This window comes from Cystobacter fuscus (assembly GCF_044360685.1).
Taxonomy (GTDB): Bacteria; Myxococcota; Myxococcia; order Myxococcales; family Myxococcaceae; genus Cystobacter; species Cystobacter fuscus_C.
Genome location: NZ_CP043491.1, coordinates 593,277 through 609,479 on the forward strand (window position 1 = coordinate 593,277; position 16,203 = coordinate 609,479).

Genomic DNA, 16,203 nt, shown 5'->3' on the forward strand with positions numbered 1-16,203 from the left:
CTTGCCCGAAACCGGACAATTCTCGTACTACTGGCTCACTCTCGTTTTCTAGGAAAACGGGCGGGAGGGGTGTGAGCACATGCGTAACTTCTTGGGTGCAGCCGTCGCGGTGATGTTGAGCGGTTGTGGTGGGCAGATGGGGGAGGGGGGGACTTCCGAGCAGCAGGTCGGTGCGGCGGAAGGGCTGTCGCTGACGCGGGGGCAGGAGAGCGCCTCGGGCCGTTTCGCGCACGGGGGGGTGGAGGCCTTCTTCTCCTCGAAGCAGGTGGAGCCGGGTGTCTTCCGCCTCGAGGTGCGGCACAACGGCATGACGCTCACGGGCCTGGTGGACACGGCCAACGGTGTGTCGTCACTGGATGGCTTCGCGGAGGACAGTGGCCAGGACACGCAGATGCTGGACGGGGACCGGGAGCTGCTCACGGCTCTGTACGCGGCGCTCAACGCGGAGCTGCCGGCGGGCACCGCCCTCTCGCCCGAGCTGAAGTACCTGCGGCGCGCGGTGGGCCTGTGGGCCGAGCACCCGGGGTCGGTGCAACTGCAGCGCACGGTGATGGGCGAGCAGGGCCGGGGCTACACGATGCTGTGCAGCTACGCCAAGTGCGGCGGCTACTACACGGGCAGCTGCTCCACCTACAACTGGTACTCGTACGCGAAGCACGACTGCCAGCATGGCGGCTTCGATCTGACGGGCAACCAGCAGATCGCCCAGCTCGGTGACCACGGGACGTGCAGCGGGGACGAGCTGTACCTGAGCAACGGCAGCTGGGTGTGCGGCGAGCCCGACCACTGGAGCCGTCCGAAGGTGCGGGGCAACTGCTTCGGCCGCTGCGGCGGGGGTTGTGGCGGAGACACCCAGTACACGGTGGATGCCACCAACCATGACGGCTGCGTGCGCAACGGCCATGCGCTGGCCAGTGCCTACTGCGATGACCAGTTCACCTCCGCGAGTGATGACGAGCTGTACGCTCCGGACTGCTACTGACGATGCGGCGACCAGGTTTGGCATTGCTCGTGGGGGCACTGGTGGGTTGTGCCCCCTCGACGGCGAGCAAGACGGAGGCCGCGCGTGAGACCGTGCGGCGCTTCTTCTCCGAGCTGCCCTCGGGGGACTGCGCGGTGCTCGGGCCGATGCTCGCCGGGGAGGGCGGTTCCTCCTGCCAGGAGCAGGTGGCGGACTTGATCGCGCACGGCTTCTCCCTGGTGGAGGTGCTGGACGTGAATCTGGATGGACGCGACGCGGACGCGGTGATGGTGCGTGCGCGCGTGGCTCGGGATGGACGGGTGCGCGAGCAGCCGATGCTGCTGCGCGTGGAGCGCCACCCCGAGGGTTGGAAGCTGCGTCTGTAGATAAGAAGGATCGTGCGATGAATCCCCGCTTCCGTGTCGTTGTTCCGCTCGCCGCGTGTCTGGTGTTGGGAGGCATGCTGTCGTGGGCGCTCCGGGACGTCTCTTCCGCTCCGTCCCCGGAGCCGTCCGCGGCGGTGCCTTCCGCTGCCGCCGCCGCTTCCTCCGTGCCCGGGCCGTCCGAGCCGCCTCCGTCCGCCCCGTCCAGCGTGGCGGCGGGTCCGGCCTCCACGGCGAGTCAGGAGTTCGCGGCGAGGGAGGAGTCGCCGCCGGAGTCCGGGGACGCGGCTTCCCCACCCCAGGAGAATGATCCCATCGAGCCGGAGCAGCCCCAGACGGCGGCGTGGCGCCACGGGAAGCTGGTGCGCATCACGGAGCTGCTGGATCGGGACGTGGAGCGGCTGGAGGCGGAGCGCCAGGCCGCGAGCGCGCGAGGGGATGAGGCGGAGTCGCGGCGGCTGGTGGTGCAGCTCGCGCGTCACCGGGCGAGGTTGGGCTCGCTGCGTGAGGAGACGGCGGTGGTGGCGGACGCGGCCCGTCAGGAGGAGCAGGCGCGGTGAGGGGGGGCAGGCTCCGCGGACTTGCCACGTGGGGGGGGCTGTGGATGGCGAGCCTCGGAGCCTGCGCGCCTGTTTCTTCTGATGTGGACGGGCCTCCGGCCTCTCGGGGGGACGCGGTGGTGGGAGGCACGGAGGCACCCGGGGATGGGGCGGTGGTGGCGCTGGTGGCCCGGCGGGTGCGCTGCGCGGGGGAGTCCCTGACGCTGCTGTGCTCGGGGGCACTCATTGCCCCGGACGTGGTGCTGACGGCGGCGCACTGCCTGGATGTCTTCGGTCCGGAGGGCGCCTACGAAGTCTTCTTCGGAGCGCGGTTGTTGCCGGAGACGCGCACCGAGGGGCGCTTCGTCCGGGTGGCGCGCGCGGTGCGGCACCCGGATTATGAGCGGGAGACCCATGCCCACGACGTGGCCCTGCTGCGTCTGGCGGTCGCGGTGGAGGTGGCTCCCTTGCGGCTTGCCGGCCCGGGCGAGGACGTGCTGATGCCGGACGGGGCCGCGCGCGTGGTGGGCTTTGGTGACACGCGGGACGGCGCGCCGCCGGGCGTGAGGCGCCAGGGTGGACTGCGCGTGACGCAGGTGCGGCCGGACGTCTTCCTCGCCGGGCCGGATCCCGCGATGAGCTGCGTGGGCGACAGCGGCGGGCCCGTGCTGGTGCGGGACGCGGAGGGCGGCGAGGTGCTCGCGGGTGTCACCGTGAGCGGCGACTTCGCCTGCCAGAAGGAGGCCGTCAACCTGCGGGTGGATGCGGTGCGCGACTCCTTCCTCCAGCCCTTCCTCGACGAGCGCCCGGAGCCGCCCGGCCCGGGGCTCGCCCTGGACGCCCTCTGCACGCGAACGTGCACGCGTGACGCGGACTGCCCCGCGGGCCTCGCCTGCGCCGAGACGGCGGACGCGTCGCGCCGCTGCTTCCTGCCCGCGCTTCAACCGGGAGACTACGGCGCCTCGTGCGCCGAGGACGCCCAGTGCGGAGCCGGGGGCGTGTGCGCGCGTCTGGAGCCCGAGGGCGATGACATGTGCCGTTGCTTCACCCCGTGCGCGGAGCCCGTTTCCGGGCCCCCTTCCGAGCCCACCTCGGGGGAGGAACTCCCCCCGGGCTGCACGGGCGCGCCGGGCCCGGGAGCGCTGGCGCTGGGAGCACTCGCCACGTGGCTGTACCTCCGCCGGGGGCTGCTCCCGCGAGCGCGGCGGGCTACTGGGCGTTGCCGCGCTTCATCTTGCGCCGGGTGACGGTCCTCTGGGTGGGCCGGACCTCGGTGGTGGCGGGGCCGTGTCCCACCGGCTCCGTCATGGCGGGCCCCGGGGTCGCCTTGCGCATCAACTTCTGCCGGCGCAGCGCCGCGGCCTGATCACGCGGAACGGTCTTCTTCCCATTCGTCGCCTGCCGGTTGGTCTGCGCCTCGTCGACGCTCGTCATCCGCCGCGGATTCTTCGTTCCTGCCATTCGAGTTCTGACGGCCATGGCTGCCTCCTTCCATGGAGGTAGGGACCGCCCGGCGGTTTTTCATCCTCCGCCTTCCCGCTCCCTCGGAGGACGCTTGCCCCTCAGCGGCCCATGGCCGCCGCGGCCGTGGGACAATCCGCCACCACGGCCTGGGCCTGGGTGTCTCCACCCGCCGCCTCGCGCACCGCGCGGGACACCGCGTTCTCGCACCGCGAGGGCGAGGGCGTCGCCCGTCCATGGCAGCACCGCCACCCATCCAGGGTCTTCAGGTAGCGAAGGGTCTCGGTCCGGGTGGGCGCCACCATGAACCACACCGCGGCCAGCGCCAGCACCAGCCAGGCCGCCTTCCACGGCAGCCCCCCGCGCCAGGGCGGCACCGACTTCGCCTCGAGCCCGAGCGTCCTATCGAAGACGCGGCGCTGGAGGATGGGCGAGACGAGCAGGTCCACCAGCGCCAGGGGGGCCCGGGCCGCTCCGCGCGAGGCCCCGGGCACACCGTCGCCCCGCCCCAACCGCAGGCCCACCAGGGCCTGTCCCAGTGTCCACCCGCTCAACCCTCCCACGAGACACACCACGCACCACACGCCCGCCGTGACGGCGATGAGCCGTCCGGGCGTCCGGGTCACGTCCAAGGCGCGCAGCAACCCCCACCCCAAGAGCAGCGAGAGGGCCAGATCCAGCAGATCGCCCAGCCACTGCCGCCCCAGGTGGAGGGTGTCGGCGGTCTCGACGTCGGAGGAGAACAGCGTGTCGCTCATTCTCTCCCCAACATAGACCGCCTCCGCCCCACGTCCCGATTTGTTGCGTTGGGAGGGCGTCGTCTACCCGCCACTGCGGCGGATGTGCATCTGGCTGGGCGGCTTCTTGCGCCCGTTCACCGAGGTCGCCAACCGGGGCGTCTTCGGGTGGCGGGGCTCGGCGGCGGGTCCCAGCGTCACCCGCTCCAGCAGCCGCTCCCGGCGCAAGAGGGGAATCTCATCATGGAAGGGGATGGCTCTGCCTTTGCTCGCCTGCGGACTGGGTTGCGCGGCGTGCACGCCCACCTGCCGCCGGTTCTTGATGCCCACGATATCCGTTCGAACTGCCATGTGCGCTCCCTTGGACTGAGCATGGACTTCAGGACAAGGTGGGGCGTGAGGCACGGCGGTGTCACCCCGGGGGAGAAGCACCGGGGGGCCTGAACGGCCGCTCGCGGGGGAGCGTCCCGTCAGGACTTGCGGCGCTTGCGCTTGCCGAGCGCGTCGGGCGGGAAGAGCCAGCCGTCCTGGACGGGGGCGGGCTTGGGCGTGTTGCGCGAGCGCTCGGGCTTCTCGTTGGCCGTCTCCACGAGCGTCGCCTTCACCTTGCGGTTGGCGGCGTGGGGCAGGGCCTTGAGGGGCGGCAGGTTCACCTTGCGGCAACTGCGGCACCACGACTGGGGACGGCGCTCGCCGCGGATGACCCGCGTGCCGAAGTCCTGCTCGGTGGGACCCACGTGGCCACAGCGGGGGCAGCGCGAGAGCGCCGTCTTCCCCACTTCCTTTTCCTTCTCGCGGCCCAGTTGCACCACGAGCTTCAGGGCGGCCGCGAACCCCGGCTTCGGGGTGGCCTCCTGCTTCCGGGCCCGCTTCTTCCGTCCGCCCCCATTGAGGACAGGCATGAGATGATTCTCCCCGAGAAGGTTGCCCTGCCCCAGGATGCTCAACGCGCCGTTGGTCGAGTAGCTCACGGCGTCCTTCATACTAACCGAGTCTGACATGACTTGCTGATCATCGAGGTGGCCTGCCCGCCGCCCAGGCGGCCTGGCTCCCCCCAGGCCCCGGTGCGCCCCGGCCCCGCCCCCTTCGCGGCCGGAATGAGCACCTTCTCCAGACACCCTTTCGCGAGGAGCGTCACGTGTCTGACACCCCACCGGGCAATCCCCTGAGCCGTGGTGACAAGCGTCCCCCCTCCCGTCCCGGGCCTTCCTCCGCCGCCTTCACCACGTCCCTCGTCCAGGATGGACGCCTGGACCCGGGCCTGGCCGAGTGCGCGGCCGTCTCGGTCGTCACCGCCCTGTTGCGCAACCTCGAGCTGGACGAGGACCAGGAGCCACAGGGCCACCTGATGCGCAAGCTGGTGGAGTTCCTCCCCGCCCGGGACGCGGGCAAGGCCTCGCCGGAGCCCATCGGGGGCCAGGAGGCCCTGTTCACGAGCGTGGCGCGGGAGCTGCGCCTGGACGTCTCCGCCGTGGAGCCCCTGGTGCGCACCGTCTTCCAGACCCTGCGCGGCTTCCTCTCCGAGGGCGAGTGCCAGGACGTGGAGCGCAGCCTGTCCTGGGACCTGCACTACCTGTGGCGGCGCACCCAGTAGCGCGCCTCGGGAGCGCGCCCCGGCGGGGGCCTCAGGGCGCCTGGAGGAACTTCTCCACGGCGCCCTCCAGCTTCTGCCGGGGCTGGGCACCGACGATCTGTCCCACCACCCGGCCCTGCTTGAAGAGGAGCAGGGTGGGCACGGAGCGGATGCCATACGCCTGGGCCGTCTCCGGGTTCTCGTCGATGTCCAGCCGCGTCACCTTCATCCGGTCCTTGTTCGCGGTGGCCAGGGCCTCCAGCGCCGGGGTGAGGGCGCGGCACGGGGCGCACCAGGAGGCGGTGAAGTCCACCAGCACCGGCCCGTCCGCCCGCAGCACCTGCCCGCCGAACTCCGCGTCCCTCACGTCGATGATGTCTCCCGCCATGGTCTTCTCCCTCGTGTGTGGTGTGGGAAGAGAGATAGCGGTGGGGCCGGGCGGGGACGAGGGCCCGGCGCGCGACGGATTGTTGCGTGAAGAGCCCCCTACCGGGGCCCGTCTACCCGGGCCCATCCTCCCAGGGCAGTCCCGGGCCGCCCCGGGTGAGGGCCTCGAGGAAGACCTTCACCTTGGCGGGTATCCGCTGACGGCTGGGATGGACGGCGTAGAGCGCGAGGCCCGGGGGTGACACCGCCTCCAGCACCGGCACGAGCGCGCCGGCGCGCACGTCCTCCGCGACGAGCACGGTGGGCAGGCGCACCAGCCCGAGCCCGGCCCGGGCCGCGGCGTGGCCCGCGCGCACGCTGGGCACCTGCAACCGGCCCGTCACCGGCACGGTGCGCGCGCCGCCCGGGCCCGTGAAGAACCACACCTCGTCCGTGCCCGGCTCCGCCACCAGCACGCACTCGTGGTGGGCGAGCTCCTCGGGCGTGCGGGGCGTGCCGCGCCGGCCGAGGTAGGCGGGGCTCGCGTAATAGCCGGTGCGCACGTGGCCGAGCCGGCGCGCCACCAGGGCCGAGTCCACGAGCGGCCCGGTGCGCAGGGCGACGTCATACGCCTCGGCCACGAGGTCCACGTGGGCGGGCGCCAGGGACACCTCCACGCGCACCTGGGGGTGGCGCAAGAGGAAGTCGGCGATGACGGGCGTGAGCAGCTCGCCGAGCAGCGAGAACGTGGCCACGCGCAACGTGCCCCGGGGGATGTCGCGCGCCTCGCTCATCGCCTGGTTCACCGCGCGGGCCTCGGCGACGAGCCGCGCGCAGTGCGCGTGGTACTCGCGCCCCGCTTCCGTGAGCCGCAGCCGCCGCGTGTTGCGCTCCAGCAGGCGTGTGCCCAGGCGCTCCTCCAGGGCCGCCAGCCGCCGGCTCACCGTGGACTTGCGCAGGCCCAGCCGCGCCGCCGCCGCGGTGAGGCTCCCCGTGTCCGCCACCTCGGCGAAGACGAGCATGTCATCGAGCAATGGAGGCGTGGGGGGCACGGGCGCCGCCAGCCTACCCAGTGTCCGCTGGCTCCGGGGTGGATCTTGGGGGATTCTCCCCGCCCATGAGCATCCAAGGAAACCTCCGGCGGGTGAGCGCCGACCAACTCCGCGCCCTGCTCGCCTCTCCCGAGCAGGTGAACGACATCGTCTATCCCCCCGAGGACGAGGACCTGGACGAGGACGGCGCCTCCAACGCCGATCACCTGCCCCTGGAGAAGAACTGGCACGGGCTGCACTTCCTGCTGACGGGCACGGCCTGGGAGGGCTCGGCGCCGCTGAACTTCATCGCCGCGGGTGGCCAGCGCGTGGGCGAGGAGGACGTCGGCTACGGCCCTCCGCGCGCCTTCACCGCCGCGCAGGTGAAGGAGATCTCCCGGGCGCTCGAGGGCGTCGACGGCGAGTCGCTGCGCCGGCGCTTCAACGCCAGGAAGATGGACGAGCTGGAGATCTACCCGCAGGGCTGGTCGGACAACGACGACGCGGAGTCGGTGGAGTCGCTGCTCGGGGACTTCGACACGCTCCGAAGCTTCCTGCGCGAGGGCGCCGAGCAGGGCCAGGCCCTGCTCGTGTACCTGAACTGACGCTCCGGAAGAGCGCCCCTCAGGCCCCGCCCGTGTCTCCTCCCGTCGTGGGGTGGGGGAAGACGGGCGTGCCGCCGGGGGTGCTCGGGTCGTGCGGGAGGCTGCCCCGGGGGCTGCGCAGGTAGACGAAGGGCGTGGCGAAGAGGAAGTTGCTCACCCGGGACGTGTAGATGTCCGCGTAGCGCTCCACCTGGCGTGCCAGGTGGCTCTTGTCGTTGCCCGCGCGGGTGAGCAGCCCCCAGACCGGGTTGGACAGCTCGCTCGCGGCGCGCGCCATGGGGCCCAGCTCCGCGTCGAGCGCCTCCTGCTGGGCGCGCAGCTCCAGCGAGCGCGCGTGCAACTGCTCATCGCCCGGCATCGACTCGTCGCGCGCGGTGTAGCCCAGGCGCCGCCGCTGCAACTCCAGACGCACCTGGCACGCCTCGGCCTCCAGCCGCTCCTTCTGCTGCATGCGCTCGGCGAGCCGCGCCTCGGTGGCGCGGAAGGCGCTGATGGCGCGGATCTCGTCCTCCAGCTCGCGCAGGATGAGGGCGGTGCGCCAGCGCAGCGCGCTCTTGCTCACGTGCACGTCGCCGAACATGTGGTCGCCCACGTAGAGGATTTCATCCCCGCTCATGCCCAGCGAGCGCTCCACCTCGCTCGCGCTGCCGCCGAAGTAGGGTACCCCGGGCTTGAGCGGCCCCGAGTGTGGACGCAACAGGCCCTCCTGTCCCGCCACCGTCACCACCTCGAAGAGCGAGGAGCGCGTGGTGAAGAACTCGGGCTTGCGCGCGCTGACGATGACCACGTCGAACAGCTCGCGCCACGTCATGCCCTGGGGCAGGTAGGGGTCGAACGCGGCGTGCATCATGGGCAGCGTGTACGCCCACTCGCTGTTGGTGATGAGCAGCAGCTTCTTGCCCGAGGACTTCTGATCCAACAGCGCGAGCGGCGTGTCCGGATCCGCCTGAACGTAGCGCGCGGGGTCCGCGATGATCTCCGCCTTGAGCGCGCCCTCCATGTGGGTGGCGTCGAGGCTCTGGCGCACGTGCTCGTAGAGGTCGTTGTAGCCCATGGGCCCCTCGAGCTTGCCGTCATCCAGCAGGTCCACCACCTGGGCGTAGAGACACGCCTCGGACAGCGAGAAGAGCGTGTTGAGGAAGACCCAGCGCCGCTCGGACAGGTCGATGACGGTGCGCATGTACTCGTCGCGCTGGGACTCGAAGCTCATGGGCCGGGTGCCGTGCAGCGCCTTCTTCACGAAGCCGAAGCGGTTGGCCTTGAGCAGATTGCCCTTCTCGGTGTCGATGATGAGCCCGCGCATGGCGAGCACCGGATCGAACGTGAGGTGCGCCACGGGCCAGCCCTGGGCCACGAGCCGATCCCTCATGTACTCGTACGCACGCTTCTCCCAGACCTCCACCTTGTAGTGGATGAGCGTGTAGTCCATGTCGTACCCGATGGCCTTGATGGCCCTCAGGTTGAGGGTGCGGTTGCAGAAGAGGCCGCGCTCGGGTGGGGGTGCTTTCAAGTGGCCAATCATGGCCACTTCGTGCCCTGGACCGTGACAAAAGTCACTGTTTCTGGCGTGGTGGGTGTTGGTGGCGGGCGGGACAGCGGACAATCGCTCCGACTCGAATCAGGAGAGATGAACATGCGGAATTCGCTAGGGGTGTCGCTCCTGGTGTGGGCGGTGGCGACGGTGGCGGTGGCCGAGGAGAAGTGGGAGACGGTGTCGACGGGGCCGGTGTCCATCCGCGTGCGTCTGCGGCCGGACATTCCCGGAGGCCGCGAGGTGTGGGCCGAGGGCAGCATGGCCGTGGGTCTGCCCCACGTGCAGGCGGCGTTGCGCAACCACGCGAACTTCCGCCAGTGGATGCCCTATGTGACCGAGTCGCGCGTCCTGGAGGAAGCGCCCGGCACGCGCCTGACGTACACGCAGCTCGACTTCCCCCTCATCTCCAACCGCGACTACGTCCTGCGGGTGGTGGAGGAAGAGGGCCACGCGGAGGACGGGTCGGTGACGTTCCTGCAACGCTGGACGCCGGACAACGAGGCGCTGCCCGAGCGCAGCGGCGTGGTGCGCTTGCGCCACAACTCGGGAAGCTGGCTCTTCACGCCCCAGGGCGAGGACCGGGTGCGCTACGTCTACCGCTTCACCGTGGAGCCGGGAGGCTCCATCCCCGGCTTCCTCGCCGGCGTGGGACAGAAGGACGCCGTGCTGGACACGGTGCGCGCGGTGGAGAAGCGGGCGCGCCAGCTCGCCGCGCGGAGCACCGCGACGCCCTAGGTCTTGTAGATGGTCACGGCCTCGCGGGGAGAGCGCTCCGGCTGGACGGGGGGGCGCTCGCGAGCGGCCGGACGCGGCTTGCGGTTTCCCAGCAGCCCCGGAAGTGGGGCGCCCGTGGCGCATCCCTCGAGCAGCAGCAACAGGAGCACTCCTCCCATGACACGGAGTCGAGAGCCCTGGACGTTCACGCGCATGATCTTCTCCCCCCTCTTGGGTGCGTCCTCATGAAGCATCGTTGACTCCTGGGGCGCGCGGCAACCCGGGCCGCGCGGGTCCGTTGGAAAACGGGCGGAGGGGATGGCGGAGGTCATCCCGGAGGGAGTGACCGGAGAAGTGGTTTTTCTCTTGCCGCCGCGAGGGCCTGCCCGTACTGTCCGAGGCGTGCGCCCTGGGGCATGGCTTCTCCTGTCAATCCTGGCCGCCCCTCCTGCCTCCGCATGGGACGAAGCGGGAGGGGCCGTGCTCCAGCGGCGCACGCTCGTGCGTCCCTCGAATCCCGGGCGGGTGCCGCCCCTGGAACTGCACGTGGCGGTGGGGGTGGCGACACTCGTGTCGTTCGCGGAGTGCGCGCGGCCCGAGGTCCTGGACTTCGAGCAGGGTCATCCCTCGCTGCGTCTGATCGACATGGGCGGGGGCTCGCTGATCCTCTCTCCTTCCGCGGAACTCGCTCCGGGTGAACAGGTGCCACTCTCCGTGAGGACCAGGCCCGGTGCCGAGCCGCTGCGCTTCGTGCTGGTGATGCGGCGCGACGAGGTGGACGTGCGGGTGCAGGTGGTGCGGGCCGCGTCGGGTTCCGACGAGGACGGGGTGGACGGTGTGGCCCGGAGCCTGCTCGACGCGCCCGGGGCCCGTGCCACGCTTGAGCTGCCCCAGCGGGTGGTGGAGTACGACGCACGAAAGTCCCGAGGCCGGATCGATTCCGTGCTGTGGCTGGGACGGCGCTTCTTCGCCACGGTGTCCGTGCGTGGCGGCAACAAGGGCGTCCCGCCCTGGCCCCTGGCCCAGGTCCGGATGCGGGTCACGCTCCAGGACGGAGAGGTGTGGGAAGAGCCCGTGCGTCTGGTCTCGGGCGTGGCGGGTTCGACCCTCCAGCGGCACATCGCGACGGGCCTGCTGCCAGGGGAAAGCTCGGGAGTGGAGTTGGCGTTGGATGAAGCCGAGACCCCCGGAGTCTTTCAACCGCTGTCCCGGAAGGAGCCGAGCACGCCCCCATGAGCCCACCCCGGCATCCCCATGAGTTGCGCGCGGGAGACTTCGTGCGCGACTACCGCATCGTGCGCCGGTTGGGGGTGGGAGGCTTTTCCTTCGTCTTCCTGGTGGAGCGCGGAGGACTTCAGTTCTCCCTGAAGATGGCCGCCAAGCCCCTGTCCGCCGAGGATCCGGATCAGGTGGATGCCTGGATGCGCCGCGAGGTGGCCTCGATGGATCATATGGTGGGTCATCCCCTGGTGTTGCCGGTCTTCGAGTGGAGCCGGTGGCCGGATGCGCGGACGGGCTACGCGTACTTCCTCACGACGTACGTTCCGGGAGACACCTTTCATGTCTGGCGTTGGCGTCGGCGCGCCTCGCTCCATGAGTCCGTGGGGGTGTTGAGCACGCTCGCGCGGACGCTCGAGGTGCTGCACTGGCGAGGCGTGTGCCACCGGGACCTCAAGGCGGACAACGTCCTGGTGCATGAGGCGGACGGCGAGCCCCTGCTCATCGACTTCGGCTCGGCGCACCTGCCCGGGGCGCGGACCCTGACGGAGGGGGTGGCGCCCGGAACGCTCTACTGTCAGCCACCCGAGGTCGTCTCCTTCCTGTTCTCCGACGCGCGGGTGCCCGGCGCGCGCATGCGGGCCCTGCCCTCGGCGGACCTGTATGCCTTTGGTGTGCTGCTGTACGAGACCCTCACGCAGTGCCGTCCCTTCAGCAGCCGGTTGCCGTTGTCGCGATTGCTCATCGCCATCGCCTCCTCGCCCGTGCCGGATCCCCGGCGGTTCGACCCTTCGATTCCCGAGCCCCTGGCGGCGCTGACGCTGTCCCTGCTGGAGAAGGAGCCCGCGAAGCGTCCTCCGAACGCCGAGGCCGTCCGGTTGGTGTTGGAACGGGTGCGGGCGGAGGGCGGAGACACCGGGGTCTGGAGGGCTCCGTCGAAGCGGCCGTCCGAGTGTGAGTGGGGACGGGAACTGCCCGAGGAGATGGAACTGCTGAACGCGGCCGAGGAGGGTCTTCCCGCCGCTCTGGAGGCGCGGCGGCCTCGTAAGGGACGGGGGCGGACCGGTGCGAGGCTGGGACGCCTCGCCGCCCTGGCGTTGGTGCTCGGAGTGCTCGGGATAGGGTGGATGTGCCTCCGCGTGGCGCATCCTCCTTTTTGGGAGGCGGGCGTTCGCACGGAGCCCACCGCACCGGTTCCTCCGGTGCCGTCCGAGAAAGGAACGCAGCCCGTGCCCTCCTCCCTTCGCCCCGAATCCTCCGCCGACACCGCTCCGGTGCCTCTTGCCTCGCGCTGGTGCGCGCTGCTCACGGGCTTGCTGGGTGCGTCCATCGCGCAGCTCGCCGGATGCGCCACCGTGCCCCGGCAGCCCGACCCCCAGGGCTATCTCTCCCAGTGCACTCCCGAGGCGCGTGCCACGCCGGTGAAGCTGGGCATCAAACCCGACGAGCACCCCTCCTTCCTGACGCCGACGTCGGGGACTCCGGCCTCGGACCTGCCCATCGAGGAAGCGGGAGCGCTCAACATCAAGCCGGGTCCCGTCTCCGCCGACATGCTCGTGGAGATCAAGGGGAAGGAATTGTACGTGACGATCTTCGGTGTGGCGGAGATGAGCCCCAACCGCGTCCACATGCGGTTCGACCGTCTCCGCATGCCCGAGGGCGCCGAGTTTCCCATCTGCGGGGTGGCCGTGGACGACATGCACCAGTACGGCATCGCGACCTGGCAGAAGTTCGCCATTCCGGGAGCGGGTGTGGATCCGTCCCGGGTGGACACGACGGGGGGCGGTGTGACGCTCAACGACCCGCGTTTCGAGACGGTGCTGCAGGGGCCCGAGGGCTATGAGGTGCCGCCCATCCGTCTGGCCCCACCGGACTGGCGTTGAGGTTCCAGCCCGGCGGCTGGCACGGGCCTGTATCCTGGGGCTCCCCTTCACCTGGGAGTCCCCGAGATGAAACGCTGGCCCGCCCCCTGTCTGCTGCTGGCCTTGAACGTGGCGTGTGCCACGGCCCGGCCGGTTTCCGTGGAGGCAGAGACGCCACGGTTGCTGTCCTGGTCCGAGCAACTCGCCGTGCGCGAGGCCTGGCTCGCCCGGCGTCACGAGTCGTTGCTGCCGATGATGCGCCATCACGGGGTGGGCATGTGGATCATCGTGAACGAGGAGTTCCACGATGATCCGCTCACCCAGTACGTGGCACCGCCGCGGCCCTATGCGGGGCTGCGTGACGTCTTCGTCTTCATCGACGCGGGCGAGCAGGGGTTGAGGAAGCTCGCCCTGCCGAGCTACCGGGAGGAGAACCTCACGCGCTTCTTCGAACTGCCGGAGGAGAAGCGCGAGTCCAAGCAGGTGTTGGGCGAGCTCTACAAGCAGTACCAGCCGCGCACCATCGCCCTGGGCATCGAGGGCAAGAGGGGGGTGACGCACAGCCTGACGCGGGATGGGTATGCGTACCTCGTCGAGGCGATGGGGCCGGAGGCGGAGGGGCGCTTCATCAGCGCGGCGCCGCTCATCGAGGAGTACCTGGACACGCGCATTCCCGAGGAGCTGGAGCACTACCGGACGCTGGTGGCGCTCACGGAGCGGGTGGTGAAGCGGGCGTTCTCGGCCGAGGTGGTGAAGCCGGGGGTGACGCGGGTGGGGGACGTGCGCCGCTGGTTGTACGACGAGCTGGGGCGGCGGGGCGTGGGGACGTGGTTCCAGCCGGATCTGCGCGTGCAGCGCAAGGGAGGGGCGAACGGAACGTCACGCGGCTTCCTGGCGGTGTCGCCGGAGGACGTGGTCATCCAGAGAGGGGACCTGCTGCACGTGGACTTCGGCATCAGCTACCTGGGGCTGCACAGCGACTGGCAGAAGATGGCCTACGTGCCGCATGAGGGGGAGAAGGACGTGCCCGAGGGGTTGAAGCGGGTGCTGGCGAACACGAACGCGCTGCAGGACGCGCTGGTGAAGGCGTCGCGTCCGGGGCGCTCGTCGGCCGAGGTGTACGAGGAGGTGATGGCCGAGATGAAGGAGAAGGGAATCCAGGCGCAGGTGTACTCGCATCCGCTGGGCAACCAGGGGCATGGGTTGGGGGCGTCCATCGACTTCCGCTCCACCCTGCGCAAGGAGGAGCCCAAGAGGCTGCGAGAGGGCTCCTACCTCGCGATGGAACTCAGCACGCGCGCCCCGGTGGCCGAGTGGGACGGGCAGGAGGTGTTCGCGATGGCGGAGGACCCGGTGTACCTCACCCCCGAGGGCTGGCGCTTCTTCGTGCCCCGGCAGGAGGCGTACTACCTCATCCAGGGAGATGAGGGCCGGGCCAGCTCTCCCTGAAACGCCCGTGCGGGGAGTCAGTCGAGGAAGCGGCGCTCCCAGCGGAGAGTGTCCTCGTTGGCCACGGGGTCGCGGAGGGGAGGCGCGTGGTAGAGCCAGGGCTCCAAGACGCGAGCCATCTCACGGTGCAGGGGAAGAGTGTGTCCCCGGGTGGTGTCACCTGCTTCGGGCCATTGGCCGAGGGTGACGAGGGCGCGCTCGGCGTCCAGGGGTTGAACGGAGATGTCCGGGGAGACGAGGCGGGAGCGCAGCCCCGGGACTCCGCCCAGCTCGCCGAGGACGGGCGGACCCAGGAAGGTCAACCAGTGGGGGCCGCGTATCCGTGTGCCGATGTGCCAACCGAGATCTTCCAGTTCATGGACATCCATGCCCGGGTAGCGCAGGCGCAACTGGCGGAGTTCAGCGGAGACGCCGGCGAGTTGGTGCAGGGCATTGAGAGAGAGGCTGACATGGCCGGAGTTGAAGGGGAGGGGAGCGGCCAGGGCGAGGGCCAGTTCGCGCACGCGCGCGGGCCCTCGTTCCTCGAGGAACTCGGTGGGCAGCCAGAACTCCAACGCACAGACCGCGGGCTTATTGATGAAGAATAGATTTTCGAGGTCCTTGCCAAAATATTCGAACCGATAAGGACCAGCTTCGCGGGGGTTGTCTGACAACGTGATGAGGGTGCTGCTCTCCTGCATCCGGCTGCGGATGTGCGCCCAGCCCGCCTCATCCAACTCCTGCGGGTCCCCTTCGTCATCCATATACCAGCCGAGTGCTTCTGGCCCAAAAGTTTGTAAATACGTCTCCAGGGAGCGCATGACGCCTTGTGCCACCTCGCGGTGATGGCGGCGCATGTAGAAGCAGATGCTCAATCCGTCTCGTATGAGGATACTGCCATCTTGTGCGCAGATGCGGATGGTCGGACAGTGCTCGCTCATGGATGGATCCTCTGCTCTATTCCTCGTCGCGGAGTGACGAGGGCAGCTTCTGCCTTGAGTGCTTCGACATACACCTTTCCCTGGGTTAAGTCCTTGTTGACGTGACCCTCTGTGTACTTTTTCCAAGACGCATCATTACCGGGAGGACAGGGGAACTTGAAGTCGTAGATGGAGACGGCCTGGAGTGGATTTCCGGAGTGGATGACCACGTCCGGCACCACTGTGCCTTTCAGCTCTTTTCCACAGTCCTGCTGGAGAAGGGCTCGGACTTCCGCCGGGCTGAGCCACTGCACCTGTCCCGTTTGTCTGTCGTAACGGTAGCGGGGCTCCAGGCTGAACCGTCCTGGAATCAGCGGGTCCAACTGTTCCTGGACGCACTGGGTGGCCAGGCCGTGCTTCTCGCTACCCCATTGCATCGCCCGGGTCACTTTCTGCCCACAGGGGTCCAGCGTGGGCAGGACTTCCTGGCACTGCTGGCGTGAAGGCTCATTGCCGCCCAGGCGCCGCCGGTTGATTTCGGCATCCGCCCACGCGGCGCATTCATGCAGGGTCCGCTCGATACGGAGCTTCAGCTCGGGGGAGAGGAAGCGGAGCGTGGCGGCGATGGAGGCGATTTCGGCCCCGCTGCGGACCGTGGGAGCGGCGCCCGCTTCCTGTCCATGGAGGAGCGCGCAGTTCGCGGGGTTCTGCCGGCAGGCGTTCGTGACGGAATCGGCGGCGTACCCCACCGGACCGCAAACCCAGTGCAGGCCCCCGAGGAGGAACAACACCGAAGGTCTCCAGCGCTTCACGACAGAGGGCATGGCGTGCTCCCGAGGGGCATGGGCTCGCGTGGACTTTCGCACTGCGG

20 protein-coding genes are annotated in these 16,203 nt (G+C 69.9%); 10 read left to right on the forward strand and 10 right to left on the reverse strand.

Annotation, left to right across the window (positions count from 1 at the left end; all coding sequences use genetic code 11):
• Positions 1–79: 79 nt before the first annotated feature.
• The 4 genes from F0U63_RS02450 to F0U63_RS02465 are packed head-to-tail and all read left to right on the forward strand — an operon-like array spanning position 80 to position 3,130.
• Positions 80–982 (forward strand): hypothetical protein, encoded by a 903-nt coding sequence (locus F0U63_RS02450; protein ID WP_395843269.1) that lies wholly within the window; start codon positions 80–82, stop codon positions 980–982.
• Between the two features lie 17 nt (positions 983–999).
• Positions 1,000–1,347, forward strand: a complete 348-nt coding sequence (locus F0U63_RS02455) for a hypothetical protein (RefSeq protein WP_395843271.1) — start codon at positions 1,000–1,002, stop codon at positions 1,345–1,347.
• 17 nt (positions 1,348–1,364) lie between these two features.
• Positions 1,365–1,904 (forward strand): hypothetical protein, encoded by a 540-nt coding sequence (locus F0U63_RS02460; RefSeq protein WP_395843273.1) that lies wholly within the window; start codon positions 1,365–1,367, stop codon positions 1,902–1,904.
• Positions 1,905–1,948: 44 nt separating this feature from the next.
• Positions 1,949–3,130 (forward strand): S1 family peptidase, encoded by a 1,182-nt coding sequence (locus F0U63_RS02465; protein WP_395843275.1) that lies wholly within the window; start codon positions 1,949–1,951, stop codon positions 3,128–3,130.
• Here the strand turns inward: F0U63_RS02465 and F0U63_RS02470 are convergent.
• From F0U63_RS02470 to F0U63_RS02485, 4 genes are all read right to left on the reverse strand, one after another.
• Positions 3,093–3,362 carry a hypothetical protein gene (locus F0U63_RS02470; protein WP_395843277.1) on the reverse strand — a complete coding sequence of 90 codons (270 nt, stop codon included), beginning with the start codon at positions 3,360–3,362 and terminating at the stop codon, positions 3,093–3,095. The genes F0U63_RS02465 and F0U63_RS02470 overlap by 38 nt on opposite strands.
• Positions 3,363–3,445: 83 nt before the next feature.
• The gene (locus tag F0U63_RS02475; RefSeq protein ID WP_395843279.1) at positions 3,446–4,102 is read right to left on the reverse strand and encodes a hypothetical protein; all 657 of its coding nucleotides are present in this window, start codon (positions 4,100–4,102) and stop codon (positions 3,446–3,448) included.
• A gap of 63 nt (positions 4,103–4,165) precedes the next feature.
• Entirely contained in the window at positions 4,166–4,432 is a 267-nt protein-coding gene (locus F0U63_RS02480; RefSeq protein WP_395843281.1) for a hypothetical protein, read from the reverse strand.
• Positions 4,433–4,551: 119 nt separating this feature from the next.
• Positions 4,552–5,052 carry a hypothetical protein gene (locus F0U63_RS02485; RefSeq protein ID WP_395843283.1) on the reverse strand — a complete coding sequence of 167 codons (501 nt, stop codon included), beginning with the start codon at positions 5,050–5,052 and terminating at the stop codon, positions 4,552–4,554.
• Positions 5,053–5,219: 167 nt separating this feature from the next.
• Between F0U63_RS02485 and F0U63_RS02490 the strand changes: the two genes are divergently transcribed.
• Positions 5,220–5,675: a DUF2267 domain-containing protein gene (locus F0U63_RS02490; protein ID WP_395843285.1), complete on the forward strand. Its 456-nt coding sequence runs from the start codon at positions 5,220–5,222 to the stop codon at positions 5,673–5,675.
• Positions 5,676–5,706: 31 nt separating this feature from the next.
• Here F0U63_RS02490 and trxA read toward each other — a convergent pair whose 3' ends face one another.
• Together trxA and F0U63_RS02500 are read right to left on the reverse strand one after the other, a co-directional pair.
• Positions 5,707–6,042, reverse strand: a complete 336-nt coding sequence (gene trxA, locus F0U63_RS02495; protein ID WP_395843287.1) for a thioredoxin — start codon at positions 6,040–6,042, stop codon at positions 5,707–5,709.
• 112 nt (positions 6,043–6,154) lie between these two features.
• Entirely contained in the window at positions 6,155–7,072 is a 918-nt protein-coding gene (locus F0U63_RS02500) for a LysR family transcriptional regulator (protein WP_395843289.1), read from the reverse strand.
• 65 nt (positions 7,073–7,137) lie between these two features.
• On the opposite strand from F0U63_RS02500, the gene F0U63_RS02505 reads away from it, so the two are divergent.
• A complete protein-coding gene (locus F0U63_RS02505) occupies positions 7,138–7,656 on the forward strand; it encodes a YfbM family protein (RefSeq protein ID WP_395843291.1) in 519 nt (172 codons plus the stop codon).
• A gap of 19 nt (positions 7,657–7,675) precedes the next feature.
• On the opposite strand, the gene F0U63_RS02510 is transcribed toward F0U63_RS02505, so the two are convergent.
• A complete protein-coding gene (locus tag F0U63_RS02510) occupies positions 7,676–9,178 on the reverse strand; it encodes an HAD-IG family 5'-nucleotidase (RefSeq protein WP_395843293.1) in 1,503 nt (500 codons plus the stop codon).
• A 111-nt stretch (positions 9,179–9,289) separates the two neighbouring features.
• On the opposite strand from F0U63_RS02510, the gene F0U63_RS02515 reads away from it, so the two are divergent.
• Positions 9,290–9,925 (forward strand): SRPBCC family protein, encoded by a 636-nt coding sequence (locus tag F0U63_RS02515; RefSeq protein WP_395843295.1) that lies wholly within the window; start codon positions 9,290–9,292, stop codon positions 9,923–9,925.
• Here the strand turns inward: F0U63_RS02515 and F0U63_RS02520 are convergent.
• Positions 9,922–10,119 carry a hypothetical protein gene (locus tag F0U63_RS02520; RefSeq protein WP_395843297.1) on the reverse strand — a complete coding sequence of 66 codons (198 nt, stop codon included), beginning with the start codon at positions 10,117–10,119 and terminating at the stop codon, positions 9,922–9,924. The genes F0U63_RS02515 and F0U63_RS02520 overlap by 4 nt on opposite strands.
• A gap of 103 nt (positions 10,120–10,222) precedes the next feature.
• On the opposite strand from F0U63_RS02520, the gene F0U63_RS02525 reads away from it, so the two are divergent.
• The 3 genes from F0U63_RS02525 (at position 10,223) to F0U63_RS02535 (ending at position 14,433) form a co-directional block, all read left to right on the forward strand.
• The gene (locus F0U63_RS02525) at positions 10,223–11,140 is read left to right on the forward strand and encodes a DUF2381 family protein (protein WP_395843299.1); all 918 of its coding nucleotides are present in this window, start codon (positions 10,223–10,225) and stop codon (positions 11,138–11,140) included.
• Positions 11,137–13,005 (forward strand): serine/threonine protein kinase, encoded by a 1,869-nt coding sequence (locus F0U63_RS02530; protein ID WP_395843301.1) that lies wholly within the window; start codon positions 11,137–11,139, stop codon positions 13,003–13,005. Before F0U63_RS02525 ends, F0U63_RS02530 begins: the two co-directional genes overlap by 4 nt.
• 66 nt (positions 13,006–13,071) lie before the next feature.
• Positions 13,072–14,433, forward strand: coding sequence for a M24 family metallopeptidase (locus F0U63_RS02535; RefSeq protein WP_395843303.1), 1,362 nt, complete (start codon positions 13,072–13,074; stop codon positions 14,431–14,433).
• A 17-nt stretch (positions 14,434–14,450) separates the two neighbouring features.
• On the opposite strand, the gene F0U63_RS02540 is transcribed toward F0U63_RS02535, so the two are convergent.
• Both F0U63_RS02540 and F0U63_RS02545 read right to left on the reverse strand, forming a co-directional pair.
• The gene (locus tag F0U63_RS02540) at positions 14,451–15,353 is read right to left on the reverse strand and encodes a type VI immunity family protein (RefSeq protein ID WP_395843305.1); all 903 of its coding nucleotides are present in this window, start codon (positions 15,351–15,353) and stop codon (positions 14,451–14,453) included.
• Positions 15,350–16,156 carry a hypothetical protein gene (locus F0U63_RS02545; RefSeq protein WP_395843307.1) on the reverse strand — a complete coding sequence of 269 codons (807 nt, stop codon included), beginning with the start codon at positions 16,154–16,156 and terminating at the stop codon, positions 15,350–15,352. Before F0U63_RS02545 ends, F0U63_RS02540 begins: the two co-directional genes overlap by 4 nt.
• Positions 16,157–16,203: the final 47 nt, after the last annotated feature.

Bases quoted from the DNA above. Each gene is read 5' to 3' on its own strand.
- F0U63_RS02450 (WP_395843269.1), top strand. From the start codon at position 80: ATGCGTAACTTCTTGGGTGCAGCCGTCGCGGTGATGTTGAGCGGTTGT.
- F0U63_RS02460 (WP_395843273.1), top strand. From the start codon at position 1,365: ATGAATCCCCGCTTCCGTGTCGTTGTTCCGCTCGCCGCGTGTCTGGTG.
- F0U63_RS02465 (WP_395843275.1), top strand. From the start codon at position 1,949: ATGGCGAGCCTCGGAGCCTGCGCGCCTGTTTCTTCTGATGTGGACGGG.
- F0U63_RS02470 (WP_395843277.1), bottom strand. From the start codon at position 3,362: ATGGCCGTCAGAACTCGAATGGCAGGAACGAAGAATCCGCGGCGGATG.
- F0U63_RS02475 (WP_395843279.1), bottom strand. From the start codon at position 4,102: ATGAGCGACACGCTGTTCTCCTCCGACGTCGAGACCGCCGACACCCTC.
- F0U63_RS02480 (WP_395843281.1), bottom strand. From the start codon at position 4,432: ATGGCAGTTCGAACGGATATCGTGGGCATCAAGAACCGGCGGCAGGTG.
- trxA (WP_395843287.1), bottom strand. From the start codon at position 6,042: ATGGCGGGAGACATCATCGACGTGAGGGACGCGGAGTTCGGCGGGCAG.
- F0U63_RS02505 (WP_395843291.1), top strand. From the start codon at position 7,138: ATGAGCATCCAAGGAAACCTCCGGCGGGTGAGCGCCGACCAACTCCGC.
- F0U63_RS02510 (WP_395843293.1), bottom strand. From the start codon at position 9,178: ATGATTGGCCACTTGAAAGCACCCCCACCCGAGCGCGGCCTCTTCTGC.
- F0U63_RS02515 (WP_395843295.1), top strand. From the start codon at position 9,290: ATGCGGAATTCGCTAGGGGTGTCGCTCCTGGTGTGGGCGGTGGCGACG.
- F0U63_RS02520 (WP_395843297.1), bottom strand. From the start codon at position 10,119: ATGCGCGTGAACGTCCAGGGCTCTCGACTCCGTGTCATGGGAGGAGTG.
- F0U63_RS02525 (WP_395843299.1), top strand. From the start codon at position 10,223: ATGGCGGAGGTCATCCCGGAGGGAGTGACCGGAGAAGTGGTTTTTCTC.
- F0U63_RS02530 (WP_395843301.1), top strand. From the start codon at position 11,137: ATGAGCCCACCCCGGCATCCCCATGAGTTGCGCGCGGGAGACTTCGTG.
- F0U63_RS02535 (WP_395843303.1), top strand. From the start codon at position 13,072: ATGAAACGCTGGCCCGCCCCCTGTCTGCTGCTGGCCTTGAACGTGGCG.
- F0U63_RS02540 (WP_395843305.1), bottom strand. From the start codon at position 15,353: ATGAGCGAGCACTGTCCGACCATCCGCATCTGCGCACAAGATGGCAGT.
- F0U63_RS02545 (WP_395843307.1), bottom strand. From the start codon at position 16,156: ATGCCCTCTGTCGTGAAGCGCTGGAGACCTTCGGTGTTGTTCCTCCTC.